Source organism: Pseudomonas sp. NFPP07, from assembly GCF_900115645.1.
Classification (GTDB): domain Bacteria; phylum Pseudomonadota; class Gammaproteobacteria; order Pseudomonadales; family Pseudomonadaceae; genus Aquipseudomonas; species Aquipseudomonas chlororaphis.
In genome coordinates, this window is sequence record NZ_FOXG01000008.1 from 367,429 (window position 1) to 385,651 (window position 18,223).

Sequence of the window (18,223 nt, forward strand, 5' to 3'; positions counted from 1 at the left end):
TAAACATTCCGGCGCTTTTCAGTTGCGTAATAGCATCGGATTTGACCAATTTATCTTTTATACACCGTGAGCTTTTCCGGTGACATGTAGCCATCCTCTTATTCGACTCTCTGCTTCCTCAGCTTCTTGCGAAAAGATGCGCCTGTGCTACACCTAACATTCGTTCAAGGAAGTTATTCAACCAAAGGATTACCTAATGACAATCTATAGAGTTTATGTCCGAGGACACGGTGGCGAAGAGGCGCAGAAGTTGCCTCCATCAAAGGATCTTCCGATCAGCATGATCACACTGGGTCAGTTTGGCAGCACCATGTCCGATGAAGTCGCGGATGACTATATCTATCGTCATCGCGGCATTGATGACATCAAGGCGCAGATCAGAGACGAGGTCGTCATCTACTGGACCAAAGCGCAGCGCGACGACTGGTATGAACATCATCGCCTGAACTACTCAAAGCCCGTCCTAGGCATCAATCCCTATGAAACCCTGACCCAGAACCTCGCGCTAGATGGAGACCGTGACATCGGCGATTGCGGTGTTTGTTACTGGAACGAGCCGAAAGCGGAGTTGACGTGGATTGTCAAACTGCGCCATGGCGAAACGATTCTCCTATCGGAGATCCTTGCGAAGTTGCGAGGCTTGCTCCACGGGGAGCAAGACTCCATCGAACTGTTCTGGACGGCCTGCATGAGTGCCAAGTACTGGAGCGGCAACGCCAAGAAGGTCTCTTTCAACCCTACCAAGTAGGCGGTTGGCAATGGCTGAATAGAAAACTCAAAGCATTGATGAAAGCATATCCGCCGATTCATTTCAAAGTAAGAAACAAAGGCCCCGGCTACGCCGAGGCCTTTGCTTCAGAGCGCTTGTAGTCGTTCGGCCTCTTGAAACCCCACCCACTTCCCTTCCGAGTTCATCCCCCGTGAGGTCAGCTCACGCCAAGCTAATTCGTTTAGGTCAACCTCCCCACGCACTACTGCGACGAGAATACTGGCGGGGATTGTCTGAAGGTACATGTCGGCGGTTTCCATGGGGTACTCACTTTGTTTGCGTAGCCACAGTAACGCTCTGTTGAAAGCGTATAGCAAGCTGATCAGGTCCCCCGGAAGCAGCATCAGAACAGCCCTCCTAACGCAGCCGGCTCCCAATTCATGATCACCAGCTCGCCGGTGACCTCGGCCTTACCTTGCCGCTGGTTCGTGTTGGTGTAGCGGATATCCAGGGTCTCGAAGTGGAAGCCGTCGAAGGCCCGCCGGATGTCCGGGTGGTCATTGATGCTGACCATCACCCTGCCCTTGCAGCGCCGCATGAAGTCGGCCATGCGCTCGTACTCCTCGAACGGGAAGTCGAGCCCGTAGCCGGCGGTCTGCCAGTATGGTGGGTCCATGTAGAAGAACGTGTGCGCTCGATCGTAGCGCTCGGCGCAGTCGAGCCAGGACAAGTTCTCGACGTAGGTACCGGCGAGGCGCTGCCAAGCCGTCGAGAGGTTCTCCTCGATGCGCAACAGGTTGATGGCCGGCCCCGTGGTGGCGGTACCGAACGTCTGGCCGGTGACCTTGCCACCGAAGGCGTGCTGCTGCAGGTAGAAGAACCGGGCGGCACGCTGGATATCGGTCAGCGTCTCGGGGCGGGTCATCTTCTGCCACTCGAAGATCTGGCGGGAGCTGAGCGCCCATTTGAACTGGCGGACGAACTCTTCCAGATGGTTCTGCACCACCCGGTACAGCGTCACCAGGTCGCCGTTGAGGTCGTTGAGCACCTCCACCGGGGCTGGCTGGGGGCGCATGAAGTACAACGCGGCACCGCCGGCGAAGACTTCGACATAGCATTCGTGAGGGGGAAAGAGAGGGATCAAGCGATCGGCCAGGCGGCGCTTGCCGCCCATCCAGGGAATAATAGGTGAGGTCATTGTTTGCAAGTCTTTACTGTATGAATAAACAGGTGTTAGGCTCGCCGCGCTTTGTGCACAAGGCAGAGGCCGCGGCTGGACTTGCAGGAAGGGTCTGCGAGTTCGGCGGGCCGGGCTGGATGTTGACGCATCCACCCGGCTCGCCTCTTTTACTTGGTGACTTCGCGAACGTAGGCCTGACAGGCCTTCAACGCAATCAGTCCCCGATCGCCTTCGTCGGTGATGGCGATAATTCTTCGAGCATGCACTGAGTCAAGCTGGGCACGTAGGGCTCCATCCACCAGGCCTCCGGTGCCGGCGGGCGCTCGCATCCCACTGTCACCACCCTGGGCGGCAGCGGTTCCGGCGTCGAGTAGGACTGACAGCCGCAGATCAGCAGTAGCAAGCCGATCACGCAAGCGAGCCTGGGCTTGTTGAGCATCGTTCATCTCCTTCCAATGTGTTTTGTCTTGAGCCTGCAGGCGATCCTCCAGATCGAGTCGCTGCGCCTGGTGCATCGCCGTCTGCCCAAGCGCTGCTACTGCGGCCTGTTCACGCTCGCGCCCATGCGCCAGGTCTTTCGCAGCGAGCTGCCGCTCATACTCCATCGCCTGATTGGCAAGCTCATCGGTCTGCCACATCCAAGCAACGCGAGCACCTACTGCCGCTCCGAACACCAGGGCCAGCACGCCCCACCTCCAGCTCAGAGCCATCAGATCAGCACCTGCTCGGCACGCTTGTAGAAGCGCTTGCGCATTCTCCTTGAGGACGCCGGCAAGCAATCTGATCTGGCGGCGTTTCTTGAGAACCTGCTGGAACGTCGAGCAATGAACGGAATCCGGACGTCGATCCTGATCACCAACGCCTCAGGCCTGCGGATGAGCCAGCAAATGCTACGCAACCGCTGGGACGAGGCCAGGGAGAAAGCAGCCATCAAGGCCACGGCAGAGGGCGATACCGCGCTCGCGGCCAGCATCCGTCAATTTTCAGGGATATCCGGCCAAAGGCAGCCAGCGAGATCGCTCTGGAGCATGCCAGCAAGCTGCTTGGGCATACCTCCGAAGAGATCACCAAGAGGGTTTATCGCCGTGTCGGGGAAGTCGTCAAACCGACAAAATAGAGGGGGGGGTTGCGGAACACTTGCCAAAAGATGCGGAACACATTGTAAATTTCAGCCAATAAAAAAGCCCGTAGATCGCTGATCTACGGGCTTTTCAGTTTGGAGGCCGAGGTCGGAATCGAACCGGCGTAGGCGGATTTGCAATCCGCTGCATAACCATTTTGCTACTCGGCCAAACTTTCGATGCTTTGCAACCGCATCAAAGGCATACAACTCGAAGCTGGAAACCCGAACTTGATCTAGCTTCCAACCCTTTGAATTCTAAGGGTTTTTTCGCATTCCTGAATCAGGAATGGACGCAATTCTGGACTTGTTCGCCGGGCATGTCAAGAACAGGAATAAAATAATTCAATGCCCGGCGCCGGCATCCGTCGCGTCTGGCGCAAGCCCCCTTCCCTGCTTCTTTTATCCTGTGGCGGGCATCGACAGACTAACAGGACTGTCATGACGGTCTTTGCGGAGCGCGTGATACCAGCCTGATCAACCACCCCACCAACAGCACATTCAGCAGCGCCAGCGAGCAGAGCGTTGCCAGCACCCCGCCCGCCCCCAGCGCTTGCAACAGGAAGCCGCCGGCCAGCGGCGTCAGGGCCTGGCCAATCAGCGATGGCCGTGACATGCGCCCCATCAGCAGGACATAGTCCGCCGGTGACATCAGGACCAGCGGCAGCAGGCCGCGAACGATGGCGCGCAGGCCATTGCCGGCGCCGTAAAGCACCAGGCCGAGCGCCGTCGCGCCAGGCGCCAGCGCCACCAGCAGCAGCCCCATGGCCACCAGGGTGACGGAGATCAAGGCAGTCCACACCGGGTGCCGCTTGCGCGCGAATACTTGCAGCACCCGCGAGCCTACCTGGCTGGGCCCCAACAGCGCACCAAAACCAATGGCCGCGGCCAGGGAGTACCCCAGGCCCTGCAGCAGGGAAACCAGTTGCACGGAGATCGCCGTCATGATCACCGCGCCCAGGGCGAAGATCGTGGTCAACAGCCCATAAATACGCCGGTCGATCGCGACCACGGCGGCAACGGCGGTTTGCTGTTTCGCCAGGGACCCGCGCCCGCGCGGCAATGCCCACAGGTACAGCGGCGCCACGGTCAGCGCCAGCAGCACGGCATACACCTGGCAGGTGGCGCGCCAACCGATGTGCTCGATCAGCAGCGCCACCAGTGGCCATGCCAGGGTGCTGGCAAACCCGGAAATCAAGGTGATGCCGGTGATCGCGCTGCCCGCCCGCTCGCCATAAAGCGCGCCCAGGCTGGCGAACAAGGCTTCGTACAAACCCAGCGCCATGCCCAGGCCGATCACCACCCAGGCCAGGAGGAACATCGGCAAGGTTGTCGAAGCGGCCATCAGCCCCAGCCCCGCGGCGACCACCAGGCCACTGCTGGCCAGCACCCCGCGCCCGCCATGCCGGGCGATCAGCCGGCTGGTCACGGGCGCCAGCAACGCCGAGACGAGGATGCTCAGGGACAGCGCGCCATACACCCACTGGCTGGCCCAGCCGGTGTCCTTGATGATCGGCCCGGCCATCACCGCCATCAGGAAGAACGAGCCGCCCCAGACCAGGATCTGCAACAGCCCCAGGACAACAATGCCGAGGACGCCCGGCAACCGTGAATGATCGTTCAAGACAATGCCGCCAGAGGGATGGGAATGCGCAAGGCCCCGAGCCAACGGGGCGACGCGTTTGCGCGCGCTACAGGTACTGCGAGATTTCGATCAGGTTGAGGTCGGGGTCGCGTACGTAGACCGAACGGATCGGCCCGGTGGCGCCCGTACGCTGCACCGGCCCTTCGACGATCGGCCAGTTGTGCCACTGCAGATGGGCGATCACCGCCTCCAGCGGCTGGGCACTGATAAAGCACAGGTCCAGCGCGCCCGGCACGGGCAGATGCGCCTTGGGCTCGAACTCCTGCCCCCGCACATGCAGGTTGATCTTCTGGTTACCGAAACGAAACGCCATGCGGCCGTTGCCGAAGGTTTCCAGGGTCATGCCCAGCACCCGCAGGTAAAAGTCCTGGCAGGCCTCGGGGTCCACGGTGGTCAGGACCAGATGGTCAAGGTGATCGATCAGCATGGGGCGGCTCCTCGTAAAAACGCTGTGCCGCAAGCGCGGCAGGTTACAGGCTTCAACCGGCGTGCGCGCCGGCCTGGAACTCGGCGATGTGCTGCCACATCGCCACGGGGTTGGAGTACATGGGAAAGTGCCCGCAGGCCGGGATCTGCGCCAGCCGCACGCCCTGGGCCTGGATATGCGCCAGGTAGGACAGGTGGGCATTCTGCTCGCCGTACATGAACATCCGCGTGCAGCCCAGGCCGAGAAACTTGTCCATCAGCTCGCCATGATCCGAGAGTTCAACCATCGACTCGAAGATCCCGCGCACCGCGCCGGGGCGCACCTTGTGCCGCAGGCTGGCGGCATACAGCGCGCTGGCGTAGGCCGGCGCATGCCGGGCGCGCTCGATGAAGTCGTCGAAGAAGCGCTCGGCGTCGGCCTCGGGGTAGTCGACTATCTGCCGGCTGAGGAAGCAGTCTTCCGGGGCGATATTGCCTTCGATATCGACGAAGCTGAGCACCCGCTCCGGAAACTCATGAGCCAACATCAGCGCAGTCAGGCCGCCCATGGAATGTCCGACCAGGTGGAACCGCTCGATCTGGAAGTGCTCGAGGATCTGCAGCGCGGTGTCGAGCAGGAACGGGATGGAGATTTTTCCCAGGTCGGCACAGTGGCTGGCGCCGCAGCCCGGTGCATCGTAGGCCACGAACGGCCGCCCGGCGAAAGCCGCCTGCCGCACGATGTCGGCGTAGTCTTCCTTGGTCGAGCCAAACCCGTGCAGGAACAGGATCGGCGCCCGCTCGCCGGCGCGATGCAGGCTGGCGATACTCAGCTCGACGCCCTGCACGGTCAGCGGCACCTGTGTAGCGATGAATTCTGCTTGCGCAGCCACGTTGAACGCTCCTTTGACGAATCGCCGCCGGCAGACGGTGACGGCCGGTGCATCGCGCACTCTCCGGGGACGCGGGACTTATGTAAATTCCGGATTCAAGAAGGAATCCATACGGCAAACCTATGGAACGTTGACCCGGCCCTTGCCCTGGAACTGCGCCACCAGTTCCTCCACCAGCGGGTTGGTGCGTGTCGGGTTCCAGGCCAGCGCGGTGGTGACCACGTTCAGCCGCTGGCTCAGCGGGCGCAGCACCACATTGCTCGGCGCGACCTTTTTCAAGGACGCCGGCACCAGGGCAATGCCCTGCCCGCAACTGACAAAGGCGATCTGCGAAGCCACCGAACGCACCTCGTGTAACACCCGCGGGGAAAAACCGCTGGCGCGGCAGGTGGCGATCAGGTTGTCGAAATACATCGGGCTGACTTTGCGCGACGACAACACCAGTGGCTCGCCCGCCAGGCTGGCCAGGCTGATGCGCGAACGCGCGGCCAATGGATGGTCGCTGGGCAGCGCCACCGCCAGGCGATCCTCGGTCAGCGCAATCGAGCGTACGCTGCTGCCCAGCTCACCCTCCACGCGGGCGAAGGCCAGGTCGATGTCGCCGGCCTCCAGGGCCGGGATTGCCTCGACGCTGTCGATCTCCCGCACCGACACTGTGAGCTGCGGATACCGGGCCTTCAGTTTCTCGATCAGCGTCGGCAGTACGTCGAGCATCGCCGTGGTGATGGCACCGATGGTCAGCACCCCCGACTGCCCCGCCACCGCCTCGTGCACGGCCAGCTCCAGGCGCTCCAGCTGCTCGGCGAACTTGCGCACCGCCGGCAGGATGGCCTGGCCCACCGGGGTCAGCTTGGCACCCCGTCGCGAACGGTCGAAGAGCTTGACCTTGAGGGCCTGCTCCAGCACCTGGATCTGCTCGGTCAGCGGCGGCTGCGACATGCCCAGGCGCTTGGCGGCGCGGCTGAAGTTCTGTTCCTCGGCCACCGCCAGGAACAGCCAGAGATGACGAATCAAGCGAAAATTGATCATGACGGCACCATAGGTTTTTCGTATGCAAGACTTACTTGATTCGTAATATACCTATCAAACGCGCTCGTCGACACTGGGGCCCTCCGTCACCACAGGGGTTACCCCATGAGCACTGCCACCTTGCTTGATCGCCTGGCGGCGCTGGACACCAACACGGTGTCCGACGCCCTCGATTTCCTCGGCCTGCCTGGCGCCACCGTCGGCCTGCGGCCGTTGTGGGACTGCCCGAAGATCGTCGGCCGCGCCAGCACCGTACGGCTGGGCGCCAAGACCTACAGCGCACCGACCGTGCACCTGATTTCCCCGGTGGTCGAACGGATCGCCAGCGCCGATCGCATCCTGGTGATCGCCGGCGGCCTGGAAGGCATTTCCTGCTGGGGCGACATCCTCGCCAACGCGGCGCAGCACAAACGGATCCGCGGCAGCGTGATCGACGGTTACAGCCGTGACATCGACGGCAGCGCCGCCATCGGCTACCCGGTCTATGGCCGTGGCGTGACCATGATCAGCGCGCGCAACCGGGTGATCCAGCTCGACGCCGGCGTGCCGGTGCAGATTGCCGGGGTCCAGGTAAGCGAAGACGACTACGTGATCGCCGACCGCTGCGGCACGGTGTTCGTCGCCGCCCGGCATATCGAAAAAGTCCTCGACCTGGGCGAACGCGTCGACCGTCGCCAGCACGCCATGGTCGAGGCGGTGCGCGCTGGCCGCTCGGTCGCCGAGGTGATGCATGACCGCCAGTTCGAAGCCATCGCGGTGGAGCACGAGCATGAATGATCAGCAACTGGTCGAGCTGTTCGCCGGCCTGGATACCCCCGGCGTCTCCGATGCCCTGGACAAGCTCGGCCTGCCCGGCCAGTGCCTGGGCATCGCGCCGCTGGACAACTACCGCCAGGTGGTGGTCGGCCCGGCGTTCACCGTGCAGTACGTCTCGGCCAGCGTGCCGCCCGGCACCGTCGGTGACTTCATCGACGACGTGGCCCCGGGCGACGTGGTGGTGATCGCCAACGGCGGCCGCACCGACTGCACCGTCTGGGGCGACATCATGACCCAGTACGCCGGCAGCCGACAGATCGCCGCCACGGTGATCGACGGCGTCTGCCGCGATGTCGGCAAGGCCCTGGGCGACGGCTATCCGCTGTTCAGCCAGGGTCGCTTCATGCGCACCGGCAAGGACCGGGTGCAAGTGCAGTCGGTGAACCAGCCGGTGTCCATCGGCGGCGCCCGGGTCTGTGCCCGCGACATCGTGGTCGCCGACGCCAACGGCGTGGTGGTGGTGCCCCGCGCCCGCGCCGCCGAAGTGGCGGCCTGTGCCCGGCAGATCGAGGCGGTCGAAGCCGATATCCGTGCCTTGATCGATCAAGGCAAGACCCTCAAGGAAGCCCGGGCCGCCCTGGGTTATCACCACCTGCAGAGGCAAGTCCGATGACCACGCTCCCCCTGCCCCTCGACTTCCACGAGCGGGCCAAAGTACTCGGCAGCTCGACGCTGTATGAAGCCTCGCACCTGCCCTGCGCCGTCGACAGCGCGATCCGTCCGGTCTGGGACGGCGCCTTCATCGCCGCCCTGGCCTACCCGCTGCAATGCTCGCCGGGCGACAACCTGGCCCTGCACCTGGCCATGGAACGGGTGCCCCGCGGCAGCGTGCTGGTGGTGGGCACCGACAATTTCATCGCCGGTTACTGGGGCGAAGTGCTCACCGTGGCCGCCGAAGTGGCCGGCGTGGTCGGGCTGGTGATCGACGGCGGCGTGCGCGATATCGCCGCCCTGAAAAAACGCCGGTTCCCGGTCTTCGCCCGCGGCATTTCGGTCAAGGGCACCCTCAAGGCCAGCGCGCCCTCAGTAGGCCAGCCGTTCAACTTCAATGGCGCCTGGGTCGCGCCGGGCGATCTGCTGGTGGCCGACGATGACGGCGTGATCGTCATTCCCCAGGCCGACGCCGCCCGCACCCTGGCCGCAGGCGAGGCCCGCGCCCACAAGGAGGCGCAGATGATGCAGGCGCTGAGCGAAGGCCGCTCGACCCTGGAACTGATGAACCTGACCGAGTGGAGAAGCCGTGCATGAGTAACGATATCCAGCGCCTCAACCAGCGCCTGGCCAGTGCCCGGCCTTCGGCGACCTACCGCATCATGGACCGGGTGGCGGAACGCCGGGCACAAGGCGCGCAGATCATCTCGCTGTGCGCCGGCGAGCCGGACTTCGACACCCCCGAGCACGTACGCCAGGCCGCCATCCAGGCCATCGAGAGCGGCCATACCCGCTACACCCAGGTGGCCGGCGTGCGTGCGCTGCGCGAATCGGTGGCCGCCAAGTTCCGCGACGAAAACGGCCTGGAAGCAGGCTGGCAGGACAGCATCGTCAGCAATGGCGGCAAGCAAGTGATCTACAACGCCCTGGCCGCGACCCTGAACGACGGCGATCAAGTGATAGTCCCGGCGCCCTACTGGGTCAGCTACCCGGAAATGGTCCAGTTGTGCGGCGGCACGCCGAACATCGTCACCTGCGACGCCGCGAGCGGCTTCAAGCTGACCCCGGCGGCCCTGGCCGCGGCAATCAATCCGCGGACCCGCTGGTTGATCCTCAACTCGCCCTCCAACCCGACCGGCGCGGTGTACAGCCGCGACGAGCTCCAGGCCCTGGCCAAGGTGCTGCTGGCCCAGCCGCAGGTGCTGATCCTGGCGGACGACATCTACGAGCACCTGATCTTCGATGACCAGCCGTTCCATACCCTGGCCCAGGTCGAGCCGCGCCTGGCCGCGCGCACCCTGACCATGAACGGTGTGTCCAAGGCCTACGCCATGACCGGCTGGCGCATCGGTTTCGCCACGGGTCCGCGCTGGCTGCTGGACGCCATGGAAAAACTCCAGGGCCAACAAACCTCCGGCGCCAGCGCCATTTCCCAGCAGGCGGCGCTGGCCGCGCTGAGCGGCCCCAAGGACTTCATCCAGCACAGCCGCGCGGTGTTCCAGCGCCGCCGCGACCTGATGGTCGAGTTGCTCAACGACACGCCCGGGCTGCACTGCGCCCGGCCGGCCGGGGCGTTCTATGCCTTCGCCAGCTGCGCCGGGCTGATCGGGCGCACCTCGCCCGGCGGGCGTTTACTGGCCAGCGACGAGGACGTGGCCCATGCCCTGCTCGACGAAGCCGATGTCGCGGTGGTGCATGGCAGCGCCTTTGGCCTGGGCCCCTACATTCGCATCGCCTATGCCCTGGACGATCGATCGTTGCGCCAGGCCTGCGAGGCCATCCACCGCTTCTGCAGCGCCGTGACGTAACGCTGCGCAAGCGCCTGCCTTACCCCTGGGAATCCCGGCCTCGCGCCGGGATTTTCCTGTCAACTGCTGCACCGCATGCAGCAGTCAAATGCAAACAGACCAGATTGTTGAGCCCGTAGCACAGCCCTATCCTCGTTTCCTACACCCTGCGTCCTACCGCAAAGCTTCCAAGGAGATCGAGCATGCTCACCCGCGTACAGCTTCACCAAGTCGGCGCCCCCCAGGTCCTGCAGTTCGAGCAGGTGCAAGCCCAGGCGCCCGGTGCCGGCGAGGTCTGGCTGGAGCAGACGGCCATCGGCGTCAATCCGCTGGACCTCAGCCAGCGCAGCGGCGCGGTGCCGGTTGCCCTGCCCTGCGGGCTCGGCCTGGAAGGCGCGGGGCTGGTCAAGGCGATCGGCCCTGGCGTCACCCAGGTCCAGGTGGGTGATCGCGTCGCTTATGCCACCGGGCCCCTCGGCGCGTATGCCAGCGCCCGCCTGTACCCGGCCGAGCGCTTGGTCAAGCTGCCGCCGGCGCTGGCCTCGGACGCCGCCGCAGCCCTGCTGTTCAAGAGCATCACCGCCCAGTACCTGCTCAAGACCACCTACCCCGTCGGTCCTGGCACGCGGGTGTTGATCTATGGCGCCGCCGGGGCCCTGGGCCAGTTGATGGTGCCCTGGGCCAAGCACCTGGGGGCCACGGTCATCGGCGTCGTCTCCAAGGCGCAAAGCGTCGAGCGGGCCTGGGCCGCCGGTTGCGACGAGGTGCTGGTGTTCGACCCCGCGACCCTCGCCCAACAGGTCGTCGAGGTCACTCAAGGGCACAAGGTCGATGTGGTGTACGACCCGATCGGCCGGGTGTCCTTCGAAGCCTCCCTCGACAGCCTGCGTCCCCGTGGCCTGCTGGTGTCCTTCGGCGCAGCGTCGGGCGCTCCGGAGGCGGTGCAGGTCGGCACGCTCAACGCCAAGGGCTCGCTATTTCTCACCCGCCCGTCCCTCGCCGCCCACACCGCCAGCGCCAGCGAGTACCAGGCGCGCGCCGCCGATGTGCTGGACGCCTTCGCCACGGGTATCATCCAGCCCCGGATCTGGCAGCGTTACCCCTTGGCCGACGTGGCCCAGGCCCACGCCGACCTGCACGACGGACGCGCGCAAGGCGCCATCGTGCTGATACCTTGAGGCCGATCCTTTCCGTCCCTTCCGGCCATTTGGCCGCACAACGAGGCAGCCCAGGCACATGGATCCGTTCGACAGCCGACAGGCCGATGAACTCGCCACCTTGATGGCGCTCTTCGAGCACGGCTCTTTCGCCGCCGCCGGGCGGGCCTTGCAGCGCCACCCTTCGGTGCTGTCCAAGCGCCTGGCGGCACTGGAAAGCCGCCTGGGCATTCGCCTGGTGCAACGCACCACCCGGCAATTGCGCTTCACCGACGAAGGCGCGCGGCTAGTGGAGCGCTTGCGGCAGGCGGCGGGCCTGATCAGCGAAGCCGAACACGAAGCCTCCCAGGGCGCCGCGCAGATCCGCGGGCGCCTGCGCCTGGCCTTGCCGGCCGCCATGGGCCGGCGCTGGCTCAGCCCGATCCTCGCCGAGTTCGCCCTGGCCCATCCCGGGGTGACGCTGGAGACCGAGTATTCGGACCGTTTCGTCGACATCGTCGGCGAAGGTTTCGACGCGGCGATCCGCATCGGCGAACTGGCCGACAGCCAGCTGGTGGCGCGCAAACTCTGTGCGCACCGACGTATCCTCTGCGCCACCCCCAGCTACCTGCAACGCCATGGCGAACCAGGGCTGCCCACCGATCTCGCCAGCCACAACTGCCTGGGCTTTACCGGCCTGCGTTCCTGGCCCGACTGGCGCCTGACCCGCCAGGGCCGGCTGGAAACCGTGCGCGTCCACGGCACCTTGCAGAGCAACGACAACGAAGCGCTGCTGGCCGCGGCCCGGGCCGGCGTCGGCATTCTTGCCGGCGGCGACTGGCTGATGAACCAGGACCTCGCCTCGGGGCATCTGGTCCGGGTGCTGCCGCAGTGGCAGCTGGACAGCGACTCGGGGATCTTCCTGCTGCGCCCGTCGGCGCGCTTCAGCAGCGCCACCACCCAGGCGTTCAAGCAGTGGATCGAGGCGCGCTTTGCCCAGGGCGCGCCGTGGGAAACGCCGGCCAGGGACGAGCCGTAGCAGCGTTCACAGCGAACTGACGATGAACTCCCGCAGCCATTGATGGGCCGGGTCGCGGTGGCAGCGCTCGTGCCAGAGCATGGCCAGGTCATAACCCGGGACTTCCAGCGGCGGCTCGACCACCTTCAGCGCCGGGTTGTCGCGCACCAGGCGCGACGGCAGCATCGCCACCAGGTCGGTGCTCGCCAGCGCCGAGAGGACAAACAGAAAATGCGGCACCGACAGCACCACCCGGCGCGTCAAGCCCACCTCGCCCAGCGCGCTGTCGGTGACACCATGAAAACCGCCGCCATCGGGCGATACCACCACATGTTCCAGCTTGGCAAACTGCGCCAGGCTCGGGCGTCGTTGCAGGCGTGGATGGCCCGCGCGGCCCACCAGTACGTAACGCTCGCTGAACAGCACGCGGCGGCGCAGCCCCGGCGGCGAGTCCTCGCTGGTGTGCAGGGCCAGGTCGATGATGCCCTGCTCAGCCTGCTGGACCAGACGCCCCGGCTCCAGTTCGAGCACCGCCAGCCGGGTCCCGGGGGCCGCCGCGCGCAAGCCGGCCAGCGCCGGCAGGATCACCGTCGACTCGCCGTAGTCGGACGCCGACACGCTCCAGGTATTGGCCGCCGCGCCCGGGTCGAACGGGCTGGCCGGCGACACCGCCAGCTCTAACGCTTCCAGCGCCCGGCGCAACGGCTCGCGCAAGGCGTCGGCCCTGGCGGTGGGCCGCATGCCCCGCGGCCCCGGCAGCAGCAACGGGTCACCGAAGATCTCCCGCAGCTTGGCCAGGTGCACGCTGACCGAGGGTTGCGACAGGTTCAGGCGGTGCGCCGCGCGGGTCACGTTGTGCTCGGCGAGCAGCACATCCAGGGTCAACAGCAGGTTGATGTCCAAGCGCCTTAAATTATTCACGACAATACCTGGGATATTGGATATTCATTTCCAATATACCTGGCAGCGGCCGATCCTGCTGTCTCCCGACATTGGAGACCCTGTGATGAATGTACTGCTGGTGTATGCCCACCCCGAACCCCGCTCCTTGAACGGCTCGCTCAAGGACTTCACGATCAAGCGCCTGGAGGCCGCCGGCCACGCGGTCCAGGTTTCGGACCTGTATGCGATGAACTGGAAGGCGCCGCTGGATGCCGACGACAGCCTGGGCCGGCCGGAGAACACCCGCTTCGATCCGTCCCTGGACTCCAAGCGCGCCTTCGAAGAGGGCCTGCAGTCGGCGGACATCGCCCGCGAGCAGGAAAAACTGCTCTGGGCCGACACCGTGCTGCTGCAATTTCCCCTGTGGTGGTTCTCCATGCCGGCGATTCTCAAGGGCTGGGTGGAACGGGTCTACGCCTATGGTTTCGCCTATGGCGTGGGCGAGCATTCGGATGCGCGCTGGGGCGACCGCTACGGCGAAGGCACCCTGGCGGGCAAGCGGGCGATGCTGATCGTCAGCGCCGGCGGCTGGGAATCCCACTATGGCCCACGGGGCATCAACGGGCCGATGGACGACCTGCTGTTCCCGATCCACCACGGCATCCTCTATTACCCGGGCTTCGACGTGCTTCCGCCCTTCGTGATCTACCGCACCGGGCGCATCGACGAAGCGCGTTTCGCCACAATCTGCGACCAGCTCGGGCAGCGCCTCGACCAGCTGGCGCAGACCGCGCCTATTCCTTTCCGGCCACAGAACGCCGGGGCCTACAGGATTCCAGAACTGACCCTGCACCCAGACGTCGCCACGGACCGGCAGGGCTTCGCCGCGCACCTGATCCCGCCAGCGATCCCCTGAATCGAGCGCCAGTGCAGCAGCCGGCCGCGCAGATAGCTGAATCACAACGAGAAAAGGACCTTTCCATAACCAAACAGCGACAACGCTGATTTACCCTGAAATCAGGGCCAACGAGAATTTCCGGCCCTTCATTTCAGCCAGTCAGTCATGCAACGCTTCCCCCTTCCCTCCGGCCCGGTTGTGCCGCCCGCTGAACATCGGTACCCGGCATGACCGGTCCGCTTTACCGCGAAGCCGCGCTGCAAGCGGAGCAACGCAGTGCCCTGGGCGGGGTCACGCTCTATGGCCCCCCTCATCACGCCTGGCTGGCGGCAGCCGCGCTGTTGTTCACCGCCAGCGTCGCCCTGTTTCTTTATGCCGGCAGCTATACCGCCCGTGAACGGGCCAGCGGCGACCTGCTGCCGGAACAAGGCGTGCTGAATATCGTGCCGCCGACCGCGGGCACCGTGACCAAAGTCTTTGTGCGTGACGGCCAGGAAGTCGAGCGCGGCGCGCCCCTGTTGGCAGTGTCCAGCGACGTGGCTACCGGGCTCGGCGCCACCCGCGTGCTCATCGCGGAGCGCCTGCAACAGCAACGCGCGACGCTGGAGCTCGACCAGGGTTCGCAGTCGGCGCTGGCGTCCACCACGCTCGATGAGCTGCGCGCCCGCGCTGGGGTGCTGGCCGCGCAGCAGGCCGAATCCGCCAGCGAAATTGTCCGGCGCCGTCGGCAAGCCGAGCTTGCACGGGAGAAGCTGGCACGCTGGCGTACGCTGCGCGAGAAAGGTTATGTGTCAAACGGCAAGCTCGCCGACGAGGAAACCACGGTGCTCGATGCCGAGGTCCGGGTTCAGGAGGCCATCGGCCAACACCTCAAGCTTGAGCAAGAACAGCTCGACACTCGCCGCCAACTGGCCGAGGCGCCGCTGGCGGCGGCCCTGAGGCAGCGCGATATCCAGCGCAAGCTTGGCGAGCTCGACCAGCAGATCGCCGCCAACGAAGAACAACGCGAACGCATACTGCGCGCGCCGCAGGCGGGAACCGTCGCCGCGCTCCTGGCGCATCCCGGACAGACCGTCGCGGCCGGCGAACTGGCCGTCGCCCTGCTGCCGGAAAACGCCAAACTGCAGGCGCGCCTGCTCGTGCCAAGCCGGGCCATCGGTTTCGTTCGCGAAGGCGATCGGGTCGTGCTTCGCTACCAGGCCTATCCGTTCCAGAAGTTCGGCCTGCATTACGGTCGAGTCATCGATGTCTCCCGCACCGCGCTGTCGGCTCGCGACGTTGCCACACTCACCGGCAACCCCGAGGCCCGCGGGCAGTATTACCGGGTGGTTGTCGCGCCCGACCGGCAAGACATCGATGCTTATGGACGTCGCGAACGCCTGCGTGCCGGCATGAGCCTGGAGGCGGACATCCTGCTGGAGCGGCGACGCTTGGTCGAATGGCTGTTCGAACCGCTGTATGCCATTGGCAGGCTGGCACGATGAGGCCGGGTTTCGCCCGCACACGCCTGCCGATGCTGCTGCAGGCCCAGATGGCCGAATGCGGTCTCGCCTGCCTGGCGATGATCGCCTGCTATTACGGAGCCGACACCGACCTGGCCGCGCTGCGGCGGCGTTTCATGCCGTCGGTGCGCGGTGCCACCCTCAACGAGCTTGTCGGCTACGCCGATCAGCTGGGCCTCGGCGCGCGGGCACTGCGCCTCGAGCTCGATGAACTCGAACGCTTGACGCTGCCGTGCATTCTTCACTGGGACATGAACCACTTCGTGGTGCTCAAGCAGGTGGCCCGCGACCATGTCGTCGTGCATGACCCGGCGCGCGGCGTGCGGCGCCTGACCTTCGCGCAGATTTCCCCCTGCTTTACCGGCATCGCCCTGGAGTTGTGCCCGATGCCGTCGTTCGCGCCGGTACGGGACAAGCCGGCCGTCTCGCTGACGACGCTGATCGGCCGGGTGAATCACATCGGCCGAGCCCTGGGGCTGACCCTCGCCCTGTCGCTGGCAATCGAGATGGCCGGCATCCTGACGCCCCTCTACCTGCAATGGGTCGTCGACCAGGTCCTGGTCTCGGCGGACGTCGACCTGCTGTCGCTACTGGCGATCGGCTTCCTGCTGCTCGTGCTGTTTCGCGATCTGTTCGACGGGCTGCGCGCCTGGGTGCTCACCGGGTTCTCCAGCCAGTTGAACGTGCAATGGAGCGCCTCGGTGTTCGCGCACCTGCTGAAACTGCCAATCACCTACTTCGAGCAGCGCCATGTCGGAGACGTCGTCTCCCGCTTCAACGCGATCCATGAAATCCAGCACACGCTCACGTCGCGCTTCGTCGGGACGTTGCTCGATGGCGTCCTGGCCATCGTCATCCTGGTGGTGCTGTTCACCTACGAAACGACGCTGACCTGGCTGGTGATCGCCTCCTTCGTCATCTATGGCCTGGTGCGCTACCTGGCGTTCCGCCCCCTGCGCCGGGCGCAAGAGGAATATCTGGTGCACGCCGCGCGAGCCGAGACACTGTTGCTGGAGTCGATCCGCGGCGTGCGCGCGCTGAAAATCGCCAACCAGCAGGAACGGCGCACCCAGGGTTATGCCAATGCGACCGTCAACGCCACCAACCGCCACGTCAGGGTGCAAAGACTGTCGATCAGTTTCTCTTCGTTTCAGCACCTGCTGATCGGCGCATCCCGGGTGCTATTGATCTGGGCCGCGGCGCGCCAGGTGCTCGACGGCGAGTTCAGCGCGGGCATGCTGATGGCCTTTGTCAGCTACGCCGATCAGTTCATGACCCGCGCCTCGGGCCTGATCGATGCGCTGATCGAGTTCCGCATGCTGCGCCTGCACGGCGAGCGTCTCGCCGACATCGTGCTGGCCGAGATCGAGCCCGGGGCAACCACCCTTCCCGCGCCAGCCGGCCCCCGTCCCGCGCCGGCGCCGAGCGTGGAGGTGCGAGGCTTGCGCTACCGCTACGCGGACAGCGAGCCCTGGGTGCTCGACGGCTGCGATTTCTCCATCGCCCCCGGAGAATCGGTAGCCCTGGTCGGTGCATCGGGGCAAGGCAAGTCGACCCTGACAAAGCTGTTGCTGGGCCTGGTATCGCCCCAGGAAGGCTGTGTGCTGATCGACGGCATCGACCTGCGGACGATCGGCCCCCGCGCCTATCGCGACATGATCGGCTGTGTGCTGCAGGACGACATCCTGTTCGCCGGCACCCTCGAGGACAACATCAGCTTCTTCGCCACCGAACCGGACCGGAGCCGCATCGTGGAAGTGGCCCAGCTCGCGCAGATTCACAGCGACATCAGCACGATGCCGATGGGCTATCGGACGCTCGTCGGCGACATGGGCGACGCCCTGTCCGGCGGCCAGCGCCAAAGGGTGCTACTGGCGCGGGCGTTGTACCGCCAGCCGTCGATCCTGGTGCTGGACGAGGCCACCAGCCATCTGGACGCCGACTGCGAACAACGGGTCAACGACGCCATCCGCCAACTGCCCATTACGCGGATCATCGTCGCGCACCGCGCACAGACCATCCGCAGCGCGGATCGCGCCATCGAGATCGAATGCGGTAAGGCCCATGACGCCAGCGCCGCGACAACGAACCTGCGAGCCGAAGAGGCCCGCGAACGTCTTCGGCCGGATTGGCCGGCCGAAGCGGAGGCCTCGGCGAACGGCCGGCCTCCCTTACCACAGGAGTAATTCCCTATGCGTCAACTCACTCAACAGGAAATGACGGTCGTCAGCGGCGGCGGCATCAGCATCTCGGGCAGCATCAGCGGTAACACCGGCTCCGGCAGCAACTCGGTGAACGTCGGTATCAGCATCGGCCGCAACGGCACGGGTAACGGCAACGGCGGGACTGGCATCGGCGTCAGTATCGGCGGCAAGTCGTCGGGCGCGAAGTAAAGCGCGGATGCGCAGACCCGCTCGCCTGCAACGGATCCGCGCATCAGGCCGTTGAAGCGTTACCCCCTGTCGCGCAAGCGGCAAAGCCTCGATAGCCATTACCGAAGCACGAAGCACGTGCCGGGCACCTCCAGGTGTCCGGCACACTTCTTTCCCTGG

At 65.2% G+C, this 18,223-nt stretch carries 18 protein-coding genes and 1 tRNA gene; 11 read left to right on the forward strand and 8 right to left on the reverse strand.

The features are described from left to right. Positions 1-280 precede the first annotated feature (280 nt). A complete protein-coding gene (locus tag BM019_RS22240; RefSeq protein WP_139217386.1) occupies positions 281-748 on the forward strand; it encodes a hypothetical protein in 468 nt (155 codons plus the stop codon). A gap of 364 nt (positions 749-1,112) precedes the next feature. Here the strand turns inward: BM019_RS22240 and BM019_RS22250 are convergent, their stop codons facing one another. From BM019_RS22250 to BM019_RS22285, 7 genes are all read right to left on the reverse strand, one after another. Further along, entirely contained in the window at positions 1,113-1,907 is a 795-nt protein-coding gene (locus tag BM019_RS22250) for a DNA adenine methylase (RefSeq protein ID WP_092420311.1), read from the reverse strand. Positions 1,908-2,056: 149 nt separating this feature from the next. Next, positions 2,057-2,599 carry a lysis protein gene (locus BM019_RS22255; protein ID WP_092420314.1) on the reverse strand — a complete coding sequence of 181 codons (543 nt, stop codon included), beginning with the start codon at positions 2,597-2,599 and terminating at the stop codon, positions 2,057-2,059. A gap of 507 nt (positions 2,600-3,106) precedes the next feature. Then, a tRNA-Cys gene (locus tag BM019_RS22265) sits at positions 3,107-3,180 on the reverse strand. 268 nt (positions 3,181-3,448) lie between these two features. Further along, entirely contained in the window at positions 3,449-4,582 is a 1,134-nt protein-coding gene (locus tag BM019_RS22270; protein WP_092420468.1) for an MFS transporter, read from the reverse strand. A 118-nt stretch (positions 4,583-4,700) separates the two neighbouring features. Continuing rightward, entirely contained in the window at positions 4,701-5,078 is a 378-nt protein-coding gene (locus BM019_RS22275; protein ID WP_092420471.1) for a VOC family protein, read from the reverse strand. A 55-nt stretch (positions 5,079-5,133) separates the two neighbouring features. Further along, complete coding sequence (locus BM019_RS22280; protein ID WP_092420317.1) at positions 5,134-5,952, reverse strand: alpha/beta fold hydrolase; 819 nt, start codon at positions 5,950-5,952, stop codon at positions 5,134-5,136. 120 nt (positions 5,953-6,072) lie between these two features. Continuing rightward, positions 6,073-6,981 carry a LysR family transcriptional regulator gene (locus tag BM019_RS22285; RefSeq protein WP_092420319.1) on the reverse strand — a complete coding sequence of 303 codons (909 nt, stop codon included), beginning with the start codon at positions 6,979-6,981 and terminating at the stop codon, positions 6,073-6,075. 105 nt (positions 6,982-7,086) lie between these two features. Between BM019_RS22285 and BM019_RS22290 the strand changes: the two genes are divergently transcribed. The 6 genes from BM019_RS22290 (at position 7,087) to BM019_RS22315 (ending at position 12,410) form a co-directional block, all read left to right on the forward strand. Continuing rightward, positions 7,087-7,758 (forward strand): RraA family protein, encoded by a 672-nt coding sequence (locus BM019_RS22290; RefSeq protein WP_092420322.1) that lies wholly within the window; start codon positions 7,087-7,089, stop codon positions 7,756-7,758. Next, entirely contained in the window at positions 7,751-8,410 is a 660-nt protein-coding gene (locus BM019_RS22295) for an RraA family protein (RefSeq protein ID WP_092420325.1), read from the forward strand. Before BM019_RS22290 ends, BM019_RS22295 begins: the two co-directional genes overlap by 8 nt. Beyond that, positions 8,407-9,045: an RraA family protein gene (locus tag BM019_RS22300; protein WP_092420328.1), complete on the forward strand. Its 639-nt coding sequence runs from the start codon at positions 8,407-8,409 to the stop codon at positions 9,043-9,045. The genes BM019_RS22295 and BM019_RS22300 overlap by 4 nt, the downstream gene beginning before the upstream one ends. After that, positions 9,042-10,256, forward strand: coding sequence for a pyridoxal phosphate-dependent aminotransferase (locus BM019_RS22305; protein WP_092420331.1), 1,215 nt, complete (start codon positions 9,042-9,044; stop codon positions 10,254-10,256). Before BM019_RS22300 ends, BM019_RS22305 begins: the two co-directional genes overlap by 4 nt. A 182-nt stretch (positions 10,257-10,438) precedes the next feature. Further along, positions 10,439-11,413, forward strand: coding sequence for a quinone oxidoreductase family protein (locus BM019_RS22310; protein ID WP_092420334.1), 975 nt, complete (start codon positions 10,439-10,441; stop codon positions 11,411-11,413). A 58-nt stretch (positions 11,414-11,471) separates the two neighbouring features. Beyond that, the gene (locus BM019_RS22315) at positions 11,472-12,410 is read left to right on the forward strand and encodes a LysR family transcriptional regulator (protein ID WP_092420337.1); all 939 of its coding nucleotides are present in this window, start codon (positions 11,472-11,474) and stop codon (positions 12,408-12,410) included. A 6-nt stretch (positions 12,411-12,416) separates the two neighbouring features. Here BM019_RS22315 and BM019_RS22320 read toward each other — a convergent pair whose 3' ends face one another. Continuing rightward, the gene (locus BM019_RS22320; RefSeq protein WP_092420340.1) at positions 12,417-13,310 is read right to left on the reverse strand and encodes a LysR family transcriptional regulator; all 894 of its coding nucleotides are present in this window, start codon (positions 13,308-13,310) and stop codon (positions 12,417-12,419) included. Between the two features lie 85 nt (positions 13,311-13,395). On the opposite strand from BM019_RS22320, the gene BM019_RS22325 reads away from it, so the two are divergent. The 4 genes from BM019_RS22325 to BM019_RS22340 all read left to right on the forward strand — a co-directional run bounded on the left by BM019_RS22325 (position 13,396) and on the right by BM019_RS22340 (position 18,064). Then, the gene (locus BM019_RS22325) at positions 13,396-14,187 is read left to right on the forward strand and encodes an NAD(P)H-dependent oxidoreductase (RefSeq protein ID WP_092420343.1); all 792 of its coding nucleotides are present in this window, start codon (positions 13,396-13,398) and stop codon (positions 14,185-14,187) included. Positions 14,188-14,396: 209 nt separating this feature from the next. Further along, a complete protein-coding gene (locus tag BM019_RS22330; protein WP_092420346.1) occupies positions 14,397-15,653 on the forward strand; it encodes an HlyD family secretion protein in 1,257 nt (418 codons plus the stop codon). Next, entirely contained in the window at positions 15,650-17,857 is a 2,208-nt protein-coding gene (locus BM019_RS22335; RefSeq protein ID WP_092420349.1) for a peptidase domain-containing ABC transporter, read from the forward strand. Before BM019_RS22330 ends, BM019_RS22335 begins: the two co-directional genes overlap by 4 nt. 6 nt (positions 17,858-17,863) lie before the next feature. Next, positions 17,864-18,064, forward strand: a complete 201-nt coding sequence (locus BM019_RS22340) for a hypothetical protein (RefSeq protein WP_092420352.1) — start codon at positions 17,864-17,866, stop codon at positions 18,062-18,064. Positions 18,065-18,223: the final 159 nt, after the last annotated feature.

What these genes read in the sequence shown, in the direction of transcription:
- BM019_RS22295 (WP_092420325.1), top strand. Translation starts at nt 7,751, where the DNA reads ATGAATGATCAGCAACTGGTCGAGCTGTTCGCCGGCCTGGATACCCCC.
- BM019_RS22340 (WP_092420352.1), top strand. Translation starts at nt 17,864, where the DNA reads ATGCGTCAACTCACTCAACAGGAAATGACGGTCGTCAGCGGCGGCGGC.
- BM019_RS22310 (WP_092420334.1), top strand. Translation starts at nt 10,439, where the DNA reads ATGCTCACCCGCGTACAGCTTCACCAAGTCGGCGCCCCCCAGGTCCTG.
- BM019_RS22335 (WP_092420349.1), top strand. Translation starts at nt 15,650, where the DNA reads ATGAGGCCGGGTTTCGCCCGCACACGCCTGCCGATGCTGCTGCAGGCC.
- BM019_RS22305 (WP_092420331.1), top strand. Translation starts at nt 9,042, where the DNA reads ATGAGTAACGATATCCAGCGCCTCAACCAGCGCCTGGCCAGTGCCCGG.
- BM019_RS22250 (WP_092420311.1), bottom strand. Translation starts at nt 1,907, where the DNA reads ATGACCTCACCTATTATTCCCTGGATGGGCGGCAAGCGCCGCCTGGCC.
- BM019_RS22300 (WP_092420328.1), top strand. Translation starts at nt 8,407, where the DNA reads ATGACCACGCTCCCCCTGCCCCTCGACTTCCACGAGCGGGCCAAAGTA.
- BM019_RS22255 (WP_092420314.1), bottom strand. Translation starts at nt 2,599, where the DNA reads ATGGCTCTGAGCTGGAGGTGGGGCGTGCTGGCCCTGGTGTTCGGAGCG.
- BM019_RS22325 (WP_092420343.1), top strand. Translation starts at nt 13,396, where the DNA reads ATGAATGTACTGCTGGTGTATGCCCACCCCGAACCCCGCTCCTTGAAC.
- BM019_RS22315 (WP_092420337.1), top strand. Translation starts at nt 11,472, where the DNA reads ATGGATCCGTTCGACAGCCGACAGGCCGATGAACTCGCCACCTTGATG.
- BM019_RS22290 (WP_092420322.1), top strand. Translation starts at nt 7,087, where the DNA reads ATGAGCACTGCCACCTTGCTTGATCGCCTGGCGGCGCTGGACACCAAC.
- BM019_RS22240 (WP_139217386.1), top strand. Translation starts at nt 281, where the DNA reads ATGATCACACTGGGTCAGTTTGGCAGCACCATGTCCGATGAAGTCGCG.
- BM019_RS22285 (WP_092420319.1), bottom strand. Translation starts at nt 6,981, where the DNA reads ATGATCAATTTTCGCTTGATTCGTCATCTCTGGCTGTTCCTGGCGGTG.
- BM019_RS22330 (WP_092420346.1), top strand. Translation starts at nt 14,397, where the DNA reads ATGACCGGTCCGCTTTACCGCGAAGCCGCGCTGCAAGCGGAGCAACGC.